This window comes from Pseudoxanthomonas sp. LjRoot204_2, assembly GCF_056175765.1.
The window spans coordinates 1-15,811 of sequence record NZ_JBGFFG010000028.1; the positions used below are offsets into that span (position 1 = coordinate 1).

Sequence of the window (15,811 nt, forward strand, 5' to 3'; positions counted from 1 at the left end):
GACCTCGGCCGGGCTGGGCCAGATGTCCCTGAGGAATACGTCTTCGCCGTCGGTTCCCTTGCCGAGCGCATCGTTCTCGAAGTCGAAGTGCATCGAGCCTGCCAGCGCATAGGCGATGACCAGCGGCGGGCTGGCGAGGTAGTTCATCTTCACGTCGGGGCTGATGCGTCCCTCGAAGTTGCGGTTACCGGAGAGCACGGCGGTCACGGCGAGATCGTGATCGTTGATGGCCGCGGAGACCTCCTCGATCAGCGGGCCCGAGTTGCCGATGCAGATCGTGCAGCCATAGCCGACGGTGTAGAAGCCGAGGCCCTCGAGGTCCTTGTCGAGACCGGACTTCTCGTAGTAGTCGGTGACGACCTTGGATCCGGGGCCGAGTGTGGTCTTGACCCACGGCTTCTGCTTGAGCCCCTTCTCGAGCGCCTTGCGGGCGACCAGACCCGCGGCGATCATCACCGAGGGGTTCGAGGTGTTGGTGCACGAGGTGATSGCCGCGATCASCACGTCGCCATCGCGCAACTTCACCGCCGCGCCGCTGTGCGGCGAGGATTCGTGCGCGGCTTCGCTAGCCCCCACGGCCGTACCGCCGCCGCCTTCGTTCTTGAGCCGGTCTTCCTGCACCAGGTCGATGCGCTTGCGGCGCGCATCGGCGAACGGCACCAGGTTGTCGCGGAAGTTCTGCTTCACGTCCTGCAGCAGCACGCGGTCCTGCGGGCGTTTGGGGCCGGCCAGCGACGGCTTCACATCGCCCATGTCCAGCTGCAGCGTGGCGCTGTACTCGGCATGCGGGCTGTCCGGCGCATGCCACAGGCCCTGCGCCTTGGCGTAGGCCTCGACCAGCGCGATCTGTGCTTCGCTGCGACCGGACAGGCGCAGGTAGTTCAACGACTCGTGATCGATCGGGAAGATGCCGCAGGTGGCGCCATACTCGGGCGCCATGTTGCCGATGGTGGCGCGGTCGGCGAGCGGCAGGTGCTGCAGGCCGTCGCCGTAGAACTCGACGAACTTGCCCACCACGCCCAGCTTGCGCAGCATCTGGGTGACGGTCAGCACCAGGTCGGTGGCGGTCGCGCCTTCCGGCAGCTTGCCGGTCAGCTTGAAGCCCACGACCTGCGGAATCAGCATCGATGACGGTTGGCCCAGCATCGCGGCCTCGGCCTCGATGCCGCCCACGCCCCAGCCCAGCACACCGATGCCGTTGATCATCGTGGTGTGGCTGTCGGTGCCGAAGACGGTGTCGGGATAGGCGATGGCTTGGCCGTCCTTCTCCCCGGTCATGACCACGCGGGCGAGGTTTTCCAGGTTCACCTGGTGGACGATGCCGGTGTTCGGCGGCACCACCTTGAAATTGTCGAACGCCTTCTGGCCCCAGCGCAGGAAGCCGTAGCGCTCCTTGTTGCGTTCGAATTCGATCTTGCCGTTGAGGTCCAGCGCATCGGCGCTGCCGAACACATCGACCTGCACGGAGTGGTCGATGACCAGCTCGGAGGGGATCAGCGGATTGATCTGGTCCGGGCTGCCGCCGAGTTTCACCACGGCATCGCGCATGGCGGCAAGGTCGACGACGCAGGGCACGCCGGTGAAGTCCTGCAGCACCACGCGCGCGGGCATGAAGGCGATTTCGGTGTCCGGTTCCTTGGCGGCCTCCCAGGCAGCGACGGCCTGGACATGCTCCGGCAGCACGGTGACCCCGTCCTCGCAGCGCAGCAGGTTCTCGAGCAGGATCTTCAGGGAATAGGGCAGGCGGGCGAAGCCGCCCGCCGGGTCCAGCCGCTCGGCCAGCGCGGGCAGGCTGTAATACGTGTAGGACGTGCCGTTGACGTCCAGGGAACGTCGGGTGGCGAAGGAATCACTCATCGCGGAGGCTCCTGTAGCTGGGAGAGGGTGAGGTGACCAGACAGCATAAGCTGGCGGCCCTGCATGTCTTGTAGAGGCCTGCCCGGATTATCCGCCATGTATGAGACGGGCATGATTCGACCAAGGGTGCAGTCTGGTGGGGGATGACAGGCGCTCCGGGCTAGGGTATGCCAACTGAAGTATGTATAATTCTTCCATACTCAAGAGGGGCCGCTGATGGAAGCCACCGTTGCAGAACGCGGCCAGATCACCCTGCCGAAGGCCGTGCGCGATGCGCTGGGCCTGACCAAGGGCAGCGTGCTGAAGGTCGAGTTGGAGGGTAGCCGCATCGTGTTGCGGAAGAGCGTCGACGACGCGATTTCGCGCGTGCGTGGCAAGTTCGCCCTCGACGCCGACAGCCCGACGGGCGCCGTCAGCGAATGATCGCCGTCGACGCGCCCGTCCTGATCGAACTGCTGACCGATGGTCCGCGCGCGGACGCCGTCGAGGCGGGTCTGCGCCAGAGTCTCGGCAGCGGGCGTGTCGTCGTCTGCGATGCCGCGCTGGCGCAGCTGTGCGCCTCGCTGCGCAATGGTGCGGATGCCCTGGGCGCGCTCGAGGAAATGGGCGTGCATTTCAATGCCGTCGAAGCCAAGTCCGCCGTGCGTGCAGGCGAGATGCAGCGTCGTCACCGCCAGCGCGAAGGCGACGCCCGGCCCATCGCCGATTTCCTGGTCGGCGCGCACGCGCTGCTGCAGTGCGATGGCCTCATCACCTTCGACACCGCGTTCCATCGCGACTACTTCAAGGGCCTGAAACTGATCGTGCCCGCGAACGAATAAGCGTCACTCTGTTTTCCCATTCCACCGCATCACCGAACGACCGGAGCCACCCATGTTGGAAGCCTATCGCCACCACGTAGCCGAGCGCGCCGCGCTGGGCATCCCGCCGCTGCCGCTGTCGGCCCAGCAGACGGCCGAGGTCATCGAACTGCTGAAGAATCCGCCGGCCGGTGAAGAGGACTTCCTGGTCGAGCTGATCACGCATCGCGTGCCCGCCGGCGTCGACGATGCCGCCAAGGTGAAAGCGTCCTACCTGGCCGCCGTCGCGTTCGGTACCGAGAAGACCCCGCTGATCACGCCCGCGCGCGCTACGGAGCTGCTGGGCACGATGCTGGGAGGCTACAACATCCACCCGCTGATCGAGCTGCTCGACAACGCCGAGCTGGGCGCGACCGCCGCCGAAGGCCTGAAGCACACGCTGCTGATGTTCGACAGCTTCCACGACGTGCAGGAGAAGGCCGAGCAGGGCAATGCCCATGCGCAGGCCGTGCTGCAGAGCTGGGCCGACGCCGAATGGTTCACCAGCAAGCCGGAAGTGCCGCAGAGCCTGACCGTCACCGTCTTCAAGGTGCCGGGCGAGACCAACACCGACGACCTGTCGCCGGCGCCGGACGCCACCACGCGGCCGGACATCCCGCTGCACGCGTTGGCGATGCTGAAGAACAAGCGCCCCGACGCGCCGTTCTTGCCGGAAGAAGACGGCAAGCGCGGCCCGATCCAGGAAATCCTGTCGCTGAAGGACAAGGGCAATCTGGTCGCCTACGTCGGCGACGTGGTCGGCACCGGCTCTTCGCGCAAGTCGGCGACCAACAGCGTGCTGTGGTTCACCGGCGARGACATYCCSTTCRTSCCSAACAAGCGCTTTGGTGGCGTCTGCCTGGGCAGCAAGATCGCCCCGATCTTCTACAACACCATGGAAGACGCCGGCGCGCTGCCGATCGAACTCGACGTCTCGCAGATGAATCACGGCGACGTGGTCGAGCTGCGGCCGTACGATGGCAAGGCACTGAAGAACGGTGAAGTGATCGCCGAGTTCCAGGTGAAGTCCGACGTGCTGTTCGACGAAGTGCGCGCCGGTGGCCGCATCCCGCTGATCATCGGCCGCGGCCTGACCGCGAAGGCGCGCGAAGCGCTGAAGCTGCCGGCGACGGACCTGTTCCGCCAGCCGCAGCAGCCGGCCGACAGCGGCAAGGGCTTCTCGCTCGCGCAGAAGATGGTCGGACGCGCCTGTGGCCTGCCGGAAGGCCAGGGCGTGCGCCCGGGTGCCTACTGCGAGCCGAAAATGACGTCGGTGGGTTCGCAGGACACCACCGGCCCGATGACCCGCGACGAGCTGAAGGACCTGGCCTGCCTGGGCTTCTCGGCGGATCTGGTGATGCAGTCGTTCTGCCACACCGCGGCGTATCCGAAGCCGGTCGACGTGAAGACGCACCACACGCTGCCGGAATTCATCTCCACCCGTGGCGGCATCTCGCTGCGTCCCGGTGATGGCGTGATCCACAGCTGGCTCAACCGCATGCTGCTGCCCGACACCGTCGGCACCGGCGGCGACTCGCACACGCGCTTCCCGGTGGGCATTTCGTTCCCGGCCGGTTCCGGGCTGGTCGCGTTCGCCGCAGCCACCGGCGTGATGCCGCTGGACATGCCGGAATCGGTGCTGGTCCGTTTCAAGGGCGAGCTGCAGCCGGGCGTGACGCTGCGCGACCTGGTCAACGCGATCCCGTACTACGCCATCAAGTCCGGGTTGCTGACCGTGGCCAAGGCGGGCAAGAAGAACATCTTCTCCGGCCGCATCCTCGAGATCGAAGRCCTGCCGGACCTGAAGGTGGAGCAGGCATTCGAACTGTCCGACGCCTCGGCCGAACGTTCCGCCGCCGGTTGCACCGTGCGCCTGAACAAGGAGCCGATCATCGAGTACCTCACCAGCAACATCACGCTGCTGAAGTGGATGATCGCCGAAGGCTACGCCGATGCCCGTTCGCTGGCCCGTCGCATCGCGAAGATGGAAGCGTGGCTCGCCGACCCGCAGTTGCTGGAGCCGGATGCAGATGCCGAGTACGCGGCGATCATCGACATTGATCTCGCCGACGTGCACGAGCCGCTGCTGGCCTGCCCGAACGACCCSGACGACGTGAAGACGCTGTCGGACGTCGCGGGTACCGTGATCGACGAAGTGTTCATCGGTTCGTGCATGACCAACATCGGCCACTTCCGTGCCGCCGCCAAGCTGCTGGAAGGCAAGCGCGACATCCCGACCCGCCTGTGGGTCGCGCCGCCGACCAAGATGGACGCCTCGGAACTGACCAAGGAAGGCGTCTACGGTACGTTCGGCACCGCGGGTGCGCGCATGGAAATGCCCGGCTGTTCGCTGTGCATGGGCAACCAGGCGCAGGTGCGCGAGGGTGCGACGGTGTTCTCCACCTCGACCCGCAACTTCCCGAACCGCCTGGGCCGCAATTCCAACGTGTTCCTGGGGTCGGCCGAGCTGGCCGCGATCTGCTCGCGCCTGGGCAAGATCCCGACCAAGGCCGAGTACATGGCCGACATCGGCGTGATCAACGAGAAGGGCGCCGAGATCTATCGCTACATGAACTTCGACCAGATCGAGGAGTACCAGGACGTGGCGAAGACCGTGGCCGCCTGATCCTGGGCGGCTGCAGGGAGTCGAAGGCCCGGCCCAGCGCCGGGCCTTTTTTTTGGCGGCGCCGTCCGGTTGATGTCACATATAACGTTATTCGCGGAAACAAGGCACGTGCGGCGTCGGCTGCACCACGCAAGAAGGGGAGTCGAGTTGGCGCAGGCACGTATTCAGGGCATCCGCGTGGCGGGCGTCAGTACCTGCGTGCCAGCACGCCGGATCGACAACCTGGCCGAGGGCGAGCGCTATGGCGCGGACGAAGTGCGCAAGGTGGTGTCCATGGCCGGCGTGCGCCAGCGCCATGTGGTCGACGAGGGAACGACCGCGGCCGACCTTTGCCGTGACGCCGCCGAGCGGCTGCTGAAGCGACTGGGGTGGGAGCGCGACAGCGTCACCGGGCTCGTGTTCGTCACGCAGTCGCCGGACTACTTCCTGCCCTCGACCGCGTGCGTCCTGCATGCATGGCTCGGTTTGTCCGACCGCTGTGCCGCCTTCGACGTGGGGCTGGGGTGTTCCGGCTATCCCTACGGGCTGTACGTGGCTTCGAGCATGCTGCGGGCGGGGGGACACCAGCGCATCCTGATGCTGCATGGCGAGACACCCAGCCGCTTCACCGATCCGGCAGACCACGCCACCACGCTGCTGTTCGGCGACGCCGGGTCGGCAACGGCGCTGGAGACGGGCGACGACGAGGCTGCGTTCTGCCTGCATACCGATGGCGCCGGCCGCGAGGGGCTGATCATCCGCGGCGGGGCCTTCCGCGACCGGCATCCCGCCGACCCACGCCATCTGGCGCTGGAAATGGACGGCGCTGCCATCTTCAATTTCACCATCAAGCGCGTGCCGCCATTGGTGGCGGACACGCTGGCGCTGGCGGGGAAATCCGTGGACGACGTGGACCAGTACGTCTTCCACCAGTCCAACCGCTTCATCATGAAGCACCTCGCCAAGAAGTGCGGTCTTCCCGAGGCGCGGGTGCCCATGACGATCGAGGACACCGCCAACTGCGGCGGCCCCTCGGTCGCCGTCACGCTGACGCGCATGCTGGACAGCGCGCACGACCGTACGGTGATGCTGCTGGGCTACGGCGTCGGGCTGTCGTGGGGATCGGCGTTGCTGCCCATCCGCGCCGGAACGCCGCTGCTGCATGGCGAGCTGGCTGCGCTGGAGGCGTCGGCATGAACGCCCCGCGCATGAGCGAACAGGAGGTCCTGGCGATGATGGCCGAGGCGTTCTCCGAAACCTCGCCGCTCACGCCGTCGATGCGGCGCGAGGACATCGATGGCTGGGATTCGATGGGGGCGCTGATGTTGATGGCGGAACTGGACGAACGCTTCGGCCTGCACCTGGATGCCGAGGAATCGCGTGCCATGCAGGTGGTGTCGGACCTGTTCGCCTACCTGCGCCGCCATGGAGTGATGGATGACTGAGGGCAGGGCGGCGCGCCCCACGCTTCCGCCACTGGCGACCACCACGCGCATGTTCGCGCGCAGCCTGGGCTGGTCGCCGGAACAGCTGACCGCCACGTTCCGGCCCGCCACGTTCGACGATCTTCCGGCACTGCTGGCGTTCCGGCAGCGCAAGGGGTGGGACGACGACGCCTACCTGCGCTGGCGTTACGGACTGGACACCGGCGGCAGGGACGGGCCGGGCACGCTCTGGCTGCTGCGCGACGACACCGGCGTACTGGCCGTGATCGGCCGCGAGGCACAGCGCATCCACCATGCGGGCCGCACGCTCGATGGCCAGTTGCTGATGGACATCCAACTGCGACCCGACCTGGAAGGCGGGGGCGGGGGCGTCTGGCTCAACCAGATGATGATGGCGAAGGCAGACGTGACACTGGCGATCGGCGCCAATGCGCATTCGATCGGCCTGGTGAAGCGCATGTTCGCCGCCCTGCCGCAGCGCAGTTACCGCGTACTCCCGCTGGACAGCGCCGAGATGCTGCGGCAGCACGGACTGGGCACGTTCGCCGTGCGCGTTGGCGCGCCGGTGCTGGATGCCGGCTGGTCGCTGGTGCATCGCGCCGCGCAGCGCAGGTCGCGGTCCGGTATCGATGTGGTCGAGGTGGCGCAGGTGCCGACGGCGGACATCGAGGCGCTTCGCGCGGTGTTGCCTCCGCAGGTTGCGTGCGTGATGCCGTCGCCGGAGCACCTGCAGTGGCGGCTGTTCGACAACCCGCGTGCGCGCTACGACCTGATGGTCGCTTACCGGGCAGGCGTGTGCGTCGGCTACATGGCGGTGCGGAACGTGGCGGCGGATGGAACGGGCAAGGCCGGGCTGCACCTGCTCGACTGGAAGACCGCGGCCGCCGGCGCTGATGCCGCACTGATGACCCTGCTGCAGGCCGCCGTTGCGCGTGCGCGCAAGGAGCGCTGCAGCCGGGTCTTCACTACGGTGCTCGACGAACAGGCCGCGCCGCTGCTGAAACGTTTGGGCTTTCTCGGCCGCGAGTCGCCTTCGCTGGTCGCGGGCGTGCATTCGGCGGTTCCGCTGCCCGGCAACGGCGGGCACGGACGCTGGCAGATCACCGACCTGAGCTTCGACAGCGATGGCATCTACTGACGGGCCCTGCCGGGTGCTCACGGAGGACCCCGCATGTGCGGGCTAGCCGGCATGGCGCTGCCGGCAGGCGCCCCTCCGCCGTCGGCCGCCGTGCTGGAGGCCATGATCGGCACGCTGCACCACCGGGGTCCGGATGGCAGCCGGTGTCGCGTCGACGGCAGCGTGGGGCTCGCGCACGCCCGGTTGTCGATCATCGACCTGGACGGCGGCTGGCAGCCGATGGCCGATGCGGAAGGCAGCCTGCAACTCGTGTTCAACGGCGAGATCTTCAACCACGTCGAACTTCGCAGGGAACTGGAGCGGCAAGGACACGTGTTCGCCACCCGGTCCGATACCGAAGTGATCCTGCACCTGTACGCGCGCTACGGAGATGACTTCGTCGATCATCTGAACGGACAGTTCGCGGTCGCGCTGCACGACATGCGGCGCCAGCGCCTCGTACTGGCGCGCGACCGCATCGGCATCCGTCCCCTGTACTACCACTGCGACGGACATCGCCTGGCGTTCGCGTCGGAAATCAAGGCGTTGCGGGCCGCCGGTCTGCCGTTGTCGCTGGATGTGGCGGCACTGGGCGACGTGTTCGGCTTCTGGTGCCCGCTCGGCGAGCGCACGACGTTCGACGGCGTCCGCCAACTGCCTCCGGGCCACCGGATGGTGGTCGACCTGCGCGTCGACCGCCTGGCGCCGAGGATCACGCCGTACTGGGCGTGGCAACCGCAGACGCCGACCGTCGATGCGGCCGGCGAAGACGCCTGCGCCGAGGAGCTGCACGCCCTGCTGGTCGACGCGGTAAGGCTGCAACTGCGTTCGGACGTGCCGGTGGGCGCTTACCTCAGCGGTGGACTCGACTCCTCCGCGATCGCGTCGCYCGCGCTGCGCCACGCCGGCGCCGACCTGCGCACGTTCTCGCTGGCCTTTGAAGACGCCGAGTTCGACGAGCGCCCGTTCCAGCGATTGATGGCACAGGCGCTGGGCACGCGGCACAGCGAGATCACCGTGAGCCAGGCCGACATCGCCACGGCGTTCCGCGACGCGGTCTGGCATGCGGAAATGCCGCTGGTGCGCACGGCGCCCGTCCCGATGCTGCTGCTGGCGGGGCATGTCCGCGACCACGGTTACAAGGTGGTGCTGACGGGCGAGGGCGCCGACGAGGTCTTCGCAGGCTACGACCTGTTCAAGGAGGCGCAGGCCCGTCGCTTCATGGCGCGGGGTCCCGGGAGCCGCTGGCGGGGACGGATCCTGGAACGTCTCTATCCTTACCTCGCGCATTCGCCGGCACGCTCCGCAGGATTCGCTGCGCACTTCTTCGCCGAGGGCGGCGACCCCGCATCGCCGGGGTTCGCGCATGCGGCGCGTCTGCGCAGTACGCGGCGCGTGCTGCGCTTCCTGCATCCGGACCTTCGCGCGCAGGTCGACGCCGTCGATCCGCTCGCCGCGCTGGCAGCCCAGCTGTCGCCAATGGACGGTTGGGCGGGCCTGGACCGCGACCAGTACGTCGAAGCCAGCACACTGTTGCCGGGCTATCTACTGGCCGCCCAAGGCGACCGCATGGCCATGGCGCGTTCCATCGAAGGCCGGTATCCGTTGCTCGACCATCGCGTGATCGAGTTCGCCAACCGCATGCCGCCCACATTCAAGCTGCGCGGCTTGCGCGAGAAACGGCTGCTGAAGCGCGCGATGGCGAACGAGCTGCCGTCAGCCATCACCCAACGGCACAAGCAGCCGTATCGTGCGCCGGACAGCCAGTGCTTCTTCGCCGACGGACAGCTGCGCCCCTGGGTCGCCGACATGCTGGCGCCGGACCGTCTGGCCGCGAGCGGCCTGTTCGATGTGCGCGCGATCGGGCATCTGGTCGAGAAGTGCCGGGCGGGACGCGCCATCGGCTACCCCGACAACATGGCGTTCGTCGGCGTGCTGTCGCTGCTGGTGCTGCAGGAACGTTTCCTGCAGACAGCCGGACCCGGCGCGTGAAGCGGCTGCACACGATGTTCGACGACACGGTGCGGCGCGTGCCGCATCGCGTGGCGCTCGTATGCGGCGATCACCGGCTGGACTACGCCGGGCTCGATGCGCTCAGCCGGCGCGTGGCGGTCCGCTTGCGGGCACTTGGCGTCGTGCCCGGCGACCGGGTGGGCGTGCTGCTCGACAACAGCGTGGAGATGGTGGCGTCCCTCTGGGCGTTACTGCGTGCGGGCGCCGTCTGCATGCCCTTCAACCCGCAGACCAAGGCCGACAAGCTCGCGGGCATGATGGCCRGCACGCGCGCCAGGCTGCTGATCGCACAGCCCTCGCTGGCTTCCGTATGGCGTGCCGCACGCGCGGGATCCACGGGCGCGTGGCATGTGCTGACGATCGACGCCGCCTGGCACGGGCAGGCGGACGAGCACCCGTGGCCGGAAAGCGACGCGCCGAGCGACGACGGCGTGCCGGATGCGGAGACGGACGATGACACGCTCGCCTTCATCATCCACACGTCGGGCACGACCGGAGCACCGAAAGGCGTGATGCTGAGCCATCGCAATCTCGCCAGCGTCATGCAGACGGTAGCCTCGTACCTGGCGCTGCGGCAGGACGACGTGATTTTCAGCGCGCTGCCCCTGAGCTTCAGCTACGGACTGGGCCAGTGCCTGTTGTCGGCGCGGGTCGGCGCCACGCTGGTGCTGGACCGCTCGTTCGCGTTTCCCGCCAAGTCGCTGGAGATCCTGGCGCGGGAGCGGGCCACGGTGTTTCCCGCCGTCCCCACCATGTACGCGATGCTGGCCGGCATGGATGACCTCTCGCCATGGGACCTGTCGTCGCTGCGGCTGCTGACCAGCGCTTCCGCCCCGCTGTCGCCCGTCTTGCAGCAGCGAACGGCGGCGCGCTTTCCGGGCGCGGACCTGGTGGTCATGTACGGACAGACCGAATGCACGCGCATCAGTTACCTGCCAGCCGCCGAGCGCGAACGGCGACCCGACAGCATCGGGCGCGGCATGGCGGGGCAGACCTGCTGGCTGATCGATGACGCCGGCCGGCGCGTTCCGTGGGGCGGCACCGGCGAACTGGTCGTTCAGGGCGAACACGTGACGCAAGGCTACTGGGGTGCGCCCGCGCTGACCGCGGAGAAATTCATCGAGGGCGCCGATGGGCAGGGCCGCGCGTTCCGCACGGGCGACCTGTTCCGCAGCGACGAAGACGGCTGGCTTTACTTCGTGGCGCGCAAGGACGACATCATCAAGACGCGCGGCGAGAAGGTCAGTCCCGTCGAGGTGGAAGCGGCCATCGCGCGCCTGCCTGCCGTCCGCGAATGCCTGGTGTCCGGCGTCCCCGACGACCTGCTGGGCCAGGCACTCAAAGCCTGGATCGTCCTGCAGCCGGGCGCGACGCTGTCGGAACGCGACGTCATCCGGCACTGCCTGGCCCACCTGGAAAGCCACATGGCGCCGCGCCACGTGGCCTTCCTCGACGACTTGCCACGTACTGACAATGGCAAACCTACACGTAAAGGACTTCCCTGATGGCGACAGCCGCCGCTTCCCCCGCTTCCACCCACGATGCCGCGACGATCAAGGCGACGGTGCGCCGCTACATCGACGACTACTTCCTGATGGGCGCGGACGGGACCTATGCCGACGATGCATCGTTCATGGATGCGCAGATGCTGGACTCCACCGGATTCCTTGAACTGGTGCAGTTCGTCGAGGACACCTATGCGATCAAGGTGGAAGACGCCGAGATGATGCCCGAGAACCTCGACTCGCTGGACGCCGTCGCGGCCTACGTGCTGCGCAAGGTCGCGGCATGAGCGTGCTGGGTCCCGCGGTACTGGCGATGGACCTGGAGGCGGAAGCCGAGAGGATCGCCGACTGGATGCGCGACGCTGTCCGTGGCATGCGCAGGCGCGGCCTGGTGGTGGCCATGTCCGGCGGCATCGACAGCTCCGTCTGTGCGGCGCTGGCCGTGCGGGCGGTAGGGGCGGACCGCGTCTTCGGCCTGCTGTTGCCGGAACGCGATTCCAGCTCGCGCTCCACGGAACTGGGGCGCCAGCTTGCCACGCACCTGGGAATCCAGGCGGACATGCACGACATAGCGCCCGCGCTGCAGGCGATAGGTTGCTATGCGGAACAGGAAGCCGCCATCCGCGAGGTATTCCCGGCCTATGGGGCGGGCTGGAAGAACAAGATCGTGCTGCAGKGTGGCTTGGACGGCGGCATCAACTTCTACCGGTTGATCGTGGAGTCCCCGCAGGGCGAGCGCCACGAAGCGCGCCTGCCGACCGGCCCCTACCTCCGCATCGTCGCCGCCACCAACCACAAGCAGCGGCTGCGCAAGACGATGGAATACTTCCATGCCGACCGCCTGAACTACGCGGTGGTGGGCACGCCGAACCGGCTGGAATACGACCAGGGTTTCTTCGTCAAGAACGGCGACGGTTCCGCCGACCTGAAGCCGATCGCGCACCTGTTCAAGACGCAGGTCTACGCGATGGCGCGTCACCTCGGCCTGCCGGACGCGATCTGCTCCACCACGCCGACCACCGACACCTACAGCCTGCCGCAGGGCCAGGACGAGTTCTACTTCGCGCTTCCGTACGCGCAGATGGACCTGGCGTTGTGGGCGTTCGAGCACGGGGTCCCTGCGGCAAACCTGGCGCCGGCCCTGGGCGTGGACGAACCCGCGGCAGCGGCGGTCTATCGCGACATCGTGGCGAAGCGCCGACAGGCAGCCTATCTGCATGCAGCGCCATTGCGCATGCCGGAAAGGACAGGCTAGGGCAGCCAGTCGTCCACGGCCTCGAGCATCTGCCGGCGGCCGAGGACGAAATCCCACATCGAGCCGCCGAGCTGGCGCCACAGCACGGCCGAACGCACGGCGGCGAGCAGGATCGCGCGGATCTCCGCCACCACGCCCGGCTGCCCCAGGTAATGGGGATTGCCCTGGACCATCACGCGCGGACGCAGGTGGCTGATGGTGTCGGCATACAGGGCACCGAGCGAGGACAACACGTCGGGGTGGGTGCTGCCCTGTTGCTCCGCGCGCGGCGCGATGTCCGCCAGGCCACGGGTGACGGCATGCACAGTGTCGTCCTCGCGGACGAAGCGTCGCTCCAGTTGCAGTACCGACATCGCCAGGCGGGAGAGGCCGTCGTCCTGCGCCTCCTTGGCCAAGTAGCCGCGCAGCACGCGCAGGCCCGGCGTGATGTCGCCCACGCGGCCGTAGACCGCCAGCGGCGTCGCCGCGTCGATGCGGAACACGCTGTCCACCGCTGCCTGCACGGCCGAGCCTTCGGACTGGCCGGTCTCGGCGATACGGCGGACCTGGTGGAGGGCCTGCGCCAGGCCGGCAAGGGCCAGCACGCGGTCTGAATATCGATTGCTCAAGCTGCTTGCTCCGCGAGTTTCGTTTCAAGGGGGGCGTCGGTGCGCGCGATCACGGCGCCTCCCAGGCATTCATCGCCAGCGTAGAGGACCAGCGACTGTCCCGGCGTGACGGCGCGCTGCGGCCGCAGGAACCGTACCGCAACGCTGCCGTCGTCCAGTACGTCCACTTCGCAGGCTTCATCCGGTTGGCGGTAGCGCGTCTGCGCCGTGCAGGTGAAGCGTCTGCCGGAGGGAGYGCCTGCCACCCAGTGGGCGGTTTCCGTCCACAGCCGTGAAGACATCAGGTGTGGACTTTGCGTGTCCTGGTCGACGTACAGCACGTTGCCGGCGACATCCTTGCCCACGACGTACCAAGGTGCCTGTGGGCGGCCGCGCACGCCGCCGATCTGCAGTCCTTCGCGTTGCCCCAGAGTGAAATAGAAGACGCCCGGATGCTCGCCGATCACTTGGCCCGAGGGGTCGCGCATTTCGCCTTTCTTCGCCGGCAGGTAACGCCCGAGGAACTCGCGGAAGTCGCGCTCGCCGATGAAGCAGATGCCGGTGGAATCCTTCTTGTCGTGCGTCTGCAGCCCGGCCTCGCGTGCGATGCGGCGCAGGTCGGCCTTGTGCAGCCCACCGATCGGGAACAGCGTGGCCGCCAACTGCGCCTGGCCCAGCTGGTGCAGGAAGTAGCTCTGGTCCTTGCCGCGGTCGACACCGCGCAGCAGGCGCCAGCGCCCATCATGCTCGTCGATGCGCGCATAGTGGCCCGTGGCGATCTTCTCGGCGCCCAGGTCGCGGGCCGCGTCGAGGAAATGCTTGAACTTCACTTCGCGATTGCACAGCACATCGGGGTTCGGGGTGCGGCCGGCGGCGTATTCGGCGAGGAAGTGCTCGAACACGCCCTTCCAGTATTCGCCCGAGAAGTCGCGGAAGTGGAAGGGGATGCCGAGGCGGCCGCAGACGGCCACGGCGTCGCGCCGGTCGTCTTCCGCGCGGCAGTCACCGCTGCCGTCGTCGGCCCAATTCTGCATGAACAGGCCCGCCACGGGCTCGCCCTGCTGGACCAGCTGCAAGGCGGCGACGGAAGAATCCACGCCGCCGGACACGCCGACGATGACGCGGGGCGCTTTCATGCGATCTGCTGCAGTGTCGACAGGGGGGAGCGGCGACCGGCCAGGAAGTCCTGCACGACCTGCCACACCAGCGGGCTGCGATGGCGGTGCGACTGCGACTGCAGTTCGGAGGGCGTCAGCCACAGCGCCTGCACGATGCCGTCGTCGAGCGGACGATCCGGCAGGTGGCGCACCGGATCGGCGGCGAATGCGAAGCGCAGGTAATGGCGTCCGGTCTCGGCCTTCCATTGATAGGCCCCGATGAAGGCAGTCGGCGCGATTTCCCAGCCCGTCTCTTCCAGCGTCTCGCGGCGGGCCGCTTCCAGCAGGCTTTCATCCGGCTCCAGGTGCCCGGCCGGCTGGTTGAAGACCACGCGCCCCTGCGCGCGCTCTTCCACCATCAGCAGCTTGCCGTCGCGGACCACCACGGTGGCCACGGTGACATCCGGCTGCCAGAAGCGTCCCTCCCGGTAGCTCACTTACAGCTCGTCCTTGTCGCCGGAGAGTTCGATCTCCTGGTTGTCCGCGGTCTCGGACGCGATATCCATAGCGGATTCCAGCGTGGCCGCGTCGACACTGTCCGGCAGCTTGATGACGAAATAGAGCACGTCACCGGAGATCTCCCAGCTGCCCAGTTTCTTGCCACGGCTGTCCGCCAGCAGCGCGAGCGCCTTGGCGCCGTCGATCCCGTCGGCCGCTACCCGACCCGCCGGCGAGAAGACCTCCCGCACGCTCATGCCGTTGATCTGCTCGGTCCGGCCGGACACGAACACCAACTGCGTGCGATTCTCCTGCTTGTAGGAATACGTCACCTTGTAGTCGCCGTCCGCGTCGACCTCGAACTGGATGCCCCGCGCCTTCAACCGGGCATCCACCGATGCATCGGCCGCCAGGGCGGGGGCGGCAGCGGCGGCGCACAACAGCAGGGCGGCAGGCAGTCGGGACAGCGTGGGCTTCATGGCGGGCTCGTTGGATAAGGATGTCGCATTGTGGCCGGGGTCACGCATGGCGTCCATGCGGTGGGCGGCGGCGGGCGCCTATAATCGCCGCATGCCCCACAAGAACGAAAACGAGCGCGACCACGGCCTGATGGTCGATACCAGCCGGCCCGAAGTCGCGCCGCCGCCGCAGTACCAGGTCCTGTTGCTCAATGACGACTACACCCCGATGGATTTCGTGGTGACGGTCCTCCAGCAGTTCTTCGCCATGGACCTGGAGAAAGCCACCCAGGTGATGCTGCACGTACACACCCGCGGCCGCGGCGTCTGCGGGGTGTACACCCGCGAGGTCGCCGAATCCAAGGTGGCCCAGGTCAACGAGTTTTCCCGTATGAACCAGCATCCCCTGCTGTGTACGATGGAGAAGTCCTGACGGGGACCGGTGCGGGCATGCCGGGTCGGATCCGGTGTGGGGGCACCGCCGCGCGGGACAAGGCAACGATCCCTGAACACTGAAATCCGGTAGGGTGATGGA

16 protein-coding genes are annotated in these 15,811 nt (G+C 67.6%); 11 read left to right on the forward strand and 5 right to left on the reverse strand.

Going from position 1 to position 15,811, the window contains the following annotated elements:
• A partial coding sequence (gene acnA, locus AC04L7_RS02500) for an aconitate hydratase AcnA (protein ID WP_475512473.1) occupies positions 1-1,857 on the reverse strand: 1,857 nt, incomplete at its 3' end.
• Between the two features lie 216 nt (positions 1,858-2,073).
• Between acnA and AC04L7_RS02505 the strand changes: the two genes are divergently transcribed.
• From AC04L7_RS02505 to nadE, 10 genes are all read left to right on the forward strand, one after another.
• Positions 2,074-2,280, forward strand: a complete 207-nt coding sequence (locus AC04L7_RS02505) for an AbrB/MazE/SpoVT family DNA-binding domain-containing protein (protein ID WP_296282945.1) — start codon at positions 2,074-2,076, stop codon at positions 2,278-2,280.
• Positions 2,277-2,678, forward strand: coding sequence for a type II toxin-antitoxin system VapC family toxin (locus tag AC04L7_RS02510; protein ID WP_299342519.1), 402 nt, complete (start codon positions 2,277-2,279; stop codon positions 2,676-2,678). The genes AC04L7_RS02505 and AC04L7_RS02510 overlap by 4 nt, the downstream gene beginning before the upstream one ends.
• A 52-nt stretch (positions 2,679-2,730) precedes the next feature.
• A complete protein-coding gene (gene acnB / locus AC04L7_RS02515) occupies positions 2,731-5,322 on the forward strand; it encodes a bifunctional aconitate hydratase 2/2-methylisocitrate dehydratase (protein ID WP_475512474.1) in 2,592 nt (863 codons plus the stop codon).
• 147 nt (positions 5,323-5,469) lie between these two features.
• A complete protein-coding gene (locus AC04L7_RS02520) occupies positions 5,470-6,498 on the forward strand; it encodes a ketoacyl-ACP synthase III (RefSeq protein ID WP_435998402.1) in 1,029 nt (342 codons plus the stop codon).
• Positions 6,495-6,746: an acyl carrier protein gene (locus AC04L7_RS02525; protein WP_296282949.1), complete on the forward strand. Its 252-nt coding sequence runs from the start codon at positions 6,495-6,497 to the stop codon at positions 6,744-6,746. Before AC04L7_RS02520 ends, AC04L7_RS02525 begins: the two co-directional genes overlap by 4 nt.
• Complete coding sequence (locus AC04L7_RS02530; RefSeq protein WP_435998405.1) at positions 6,739-7,884, forward strand: hypothetical protein; 1,146 nt, start codon at positions 6,739-6,741, stop codon at positions 7,882-7,884. The genes AC04L7_RS02525 and AC04L7_RS02530 overlap by 8 nt, the downstream gene beginning before the upstream one ends.
• 33 nt (positions 7,885-7,917) lie before the next feature.
• The gene (gene asnB / locus AC04L7_RS02535; RefSeq protein ID WP_475512475.1) at positions 7,918-9,855 is read left to right on the forward strand and encodes an asparagine synthase (glutamine-hydrolyzing); all 1,938 of its coding nucleotides are present in this window, start codon (positions 7,918-7,920) and stop codon (positions 9,853-9,855) included.
• Positions 9,852-11,381, forward strand: a complete 1,530-nt coding sequence (locus AC04L7_RS02540; RefSeq protein WP_475512476.1) for a class I adenylate-forming enzyme family protein — start codon at positions 9,852-9,854, stop codon at positions 11,379-11,381. The genes asnB and AC04L7_RS02540 overlap by 4 nt, the downstream gene beginning before the upstream one ends.
• Positions 11,381-11,668 carry an acyl carrier protein gene (locus tag AC04L7_RS02545; RefSeq protein WP_435998411.1) on the forward strand — a complete coding sequence of 96 codons (288 nt, stop codon included), beginning with the start codon at positions 11,381-11,383 and terminating at the stop codon, positions 11,666-11,668. The genes AC04L7_RS02540 and AC04L7_RS02545 overlap by 1 nt, the downstream gene beginning before the upstream one ends.
• Complete coding sequence (gene nadE / locus AC04L7_RS02550) at positions 11,665-12,636, forward strand: NAD(+) synthase (protein ID WP_475512477.1); 972 nt, start codon at positions 11,665-11,667, stop codon at positions 12,634-12,636. Before AC04L7_RS02545 ends, nadE begins: the two co-directional genes overlap by 4 nt.
• Here nadE and hflD read toward each other — a convergent pair.
• From hflD to AC04L7_RS02570, 4 genes are read right to left on the reverse strand one after another with little or no spacing between them, the layout of a single operon-like run.
• Positions 12,633-13,244: a high frequency lysogenization protein HflD gene (hflD, locus tag AC04L7_RS02555; protein WP_299342531.1), complete on the reverse strand. Its 612-nt coding sequence runs from the start codon at positions 13,242-13,244 to the stop codon at positions 12,633-12,635. The genes nadE and hflD overlap by 4 nt on opposite strands.
• Positions 13,241-14,359: a tRNA 2-thiouridine(34) synthase MnmA gene (gene mnmA, locus AC04L7_RS02560; protein WP_475512478.1), complete on the reverse strand. Its 1,119-nt coding sequence runs from the start codon at positions 14,357-14,359 to the stop codon at positions 13,241-13,243. The genes hflD and mnmA overlap by 4 nt, the downstream gene beginning before the upstream one ends.
• Complete coding sequence (locus tag AC04L7_RS02565) at positions 14,356-14,817, reverse strand: NUDIX hydrolase (RefSeq protein ID WP_435998418.1); 462 nt, start codon at positions 14,815-14,817, stop codon at positions 14,356-14,358. Before AC04L7_RS02565 ends, mnmA begins: the two co-directional genes overlap by 4 nt.
• A complete protein-coding gene (locus tag AC04L7_RS02570) occupies positions 14,818-15,297 on the reverse strand; it encodes a hypothetical protein (protein ID WP_435998420.1) in 480 nt (159 codons plus the stop codon). It abuts the gene before it with no gap.
• Between the two features lie 91 nt (positions 15,298-15,388).
• On the opposite strand from AC04L7_RS02570, the gene clpS reads away from it, so the two are divergent.
• The gene (clpS, locus tag AC04L7_RS02575) at positions 15,389-15,709 is read left to right on the forward strand and encodes an ATP-dependent Clp protease adapter ClpS (RefSeq protein ID WP_296281785.1); all 321 of its coding nucleotides are present in this window, start codon (positions 15,389-15,391) and stop codon (positions 15,707-15,709) included.
• Positions 15,710-15,811 lie beyond the last annotated feature (102 nt).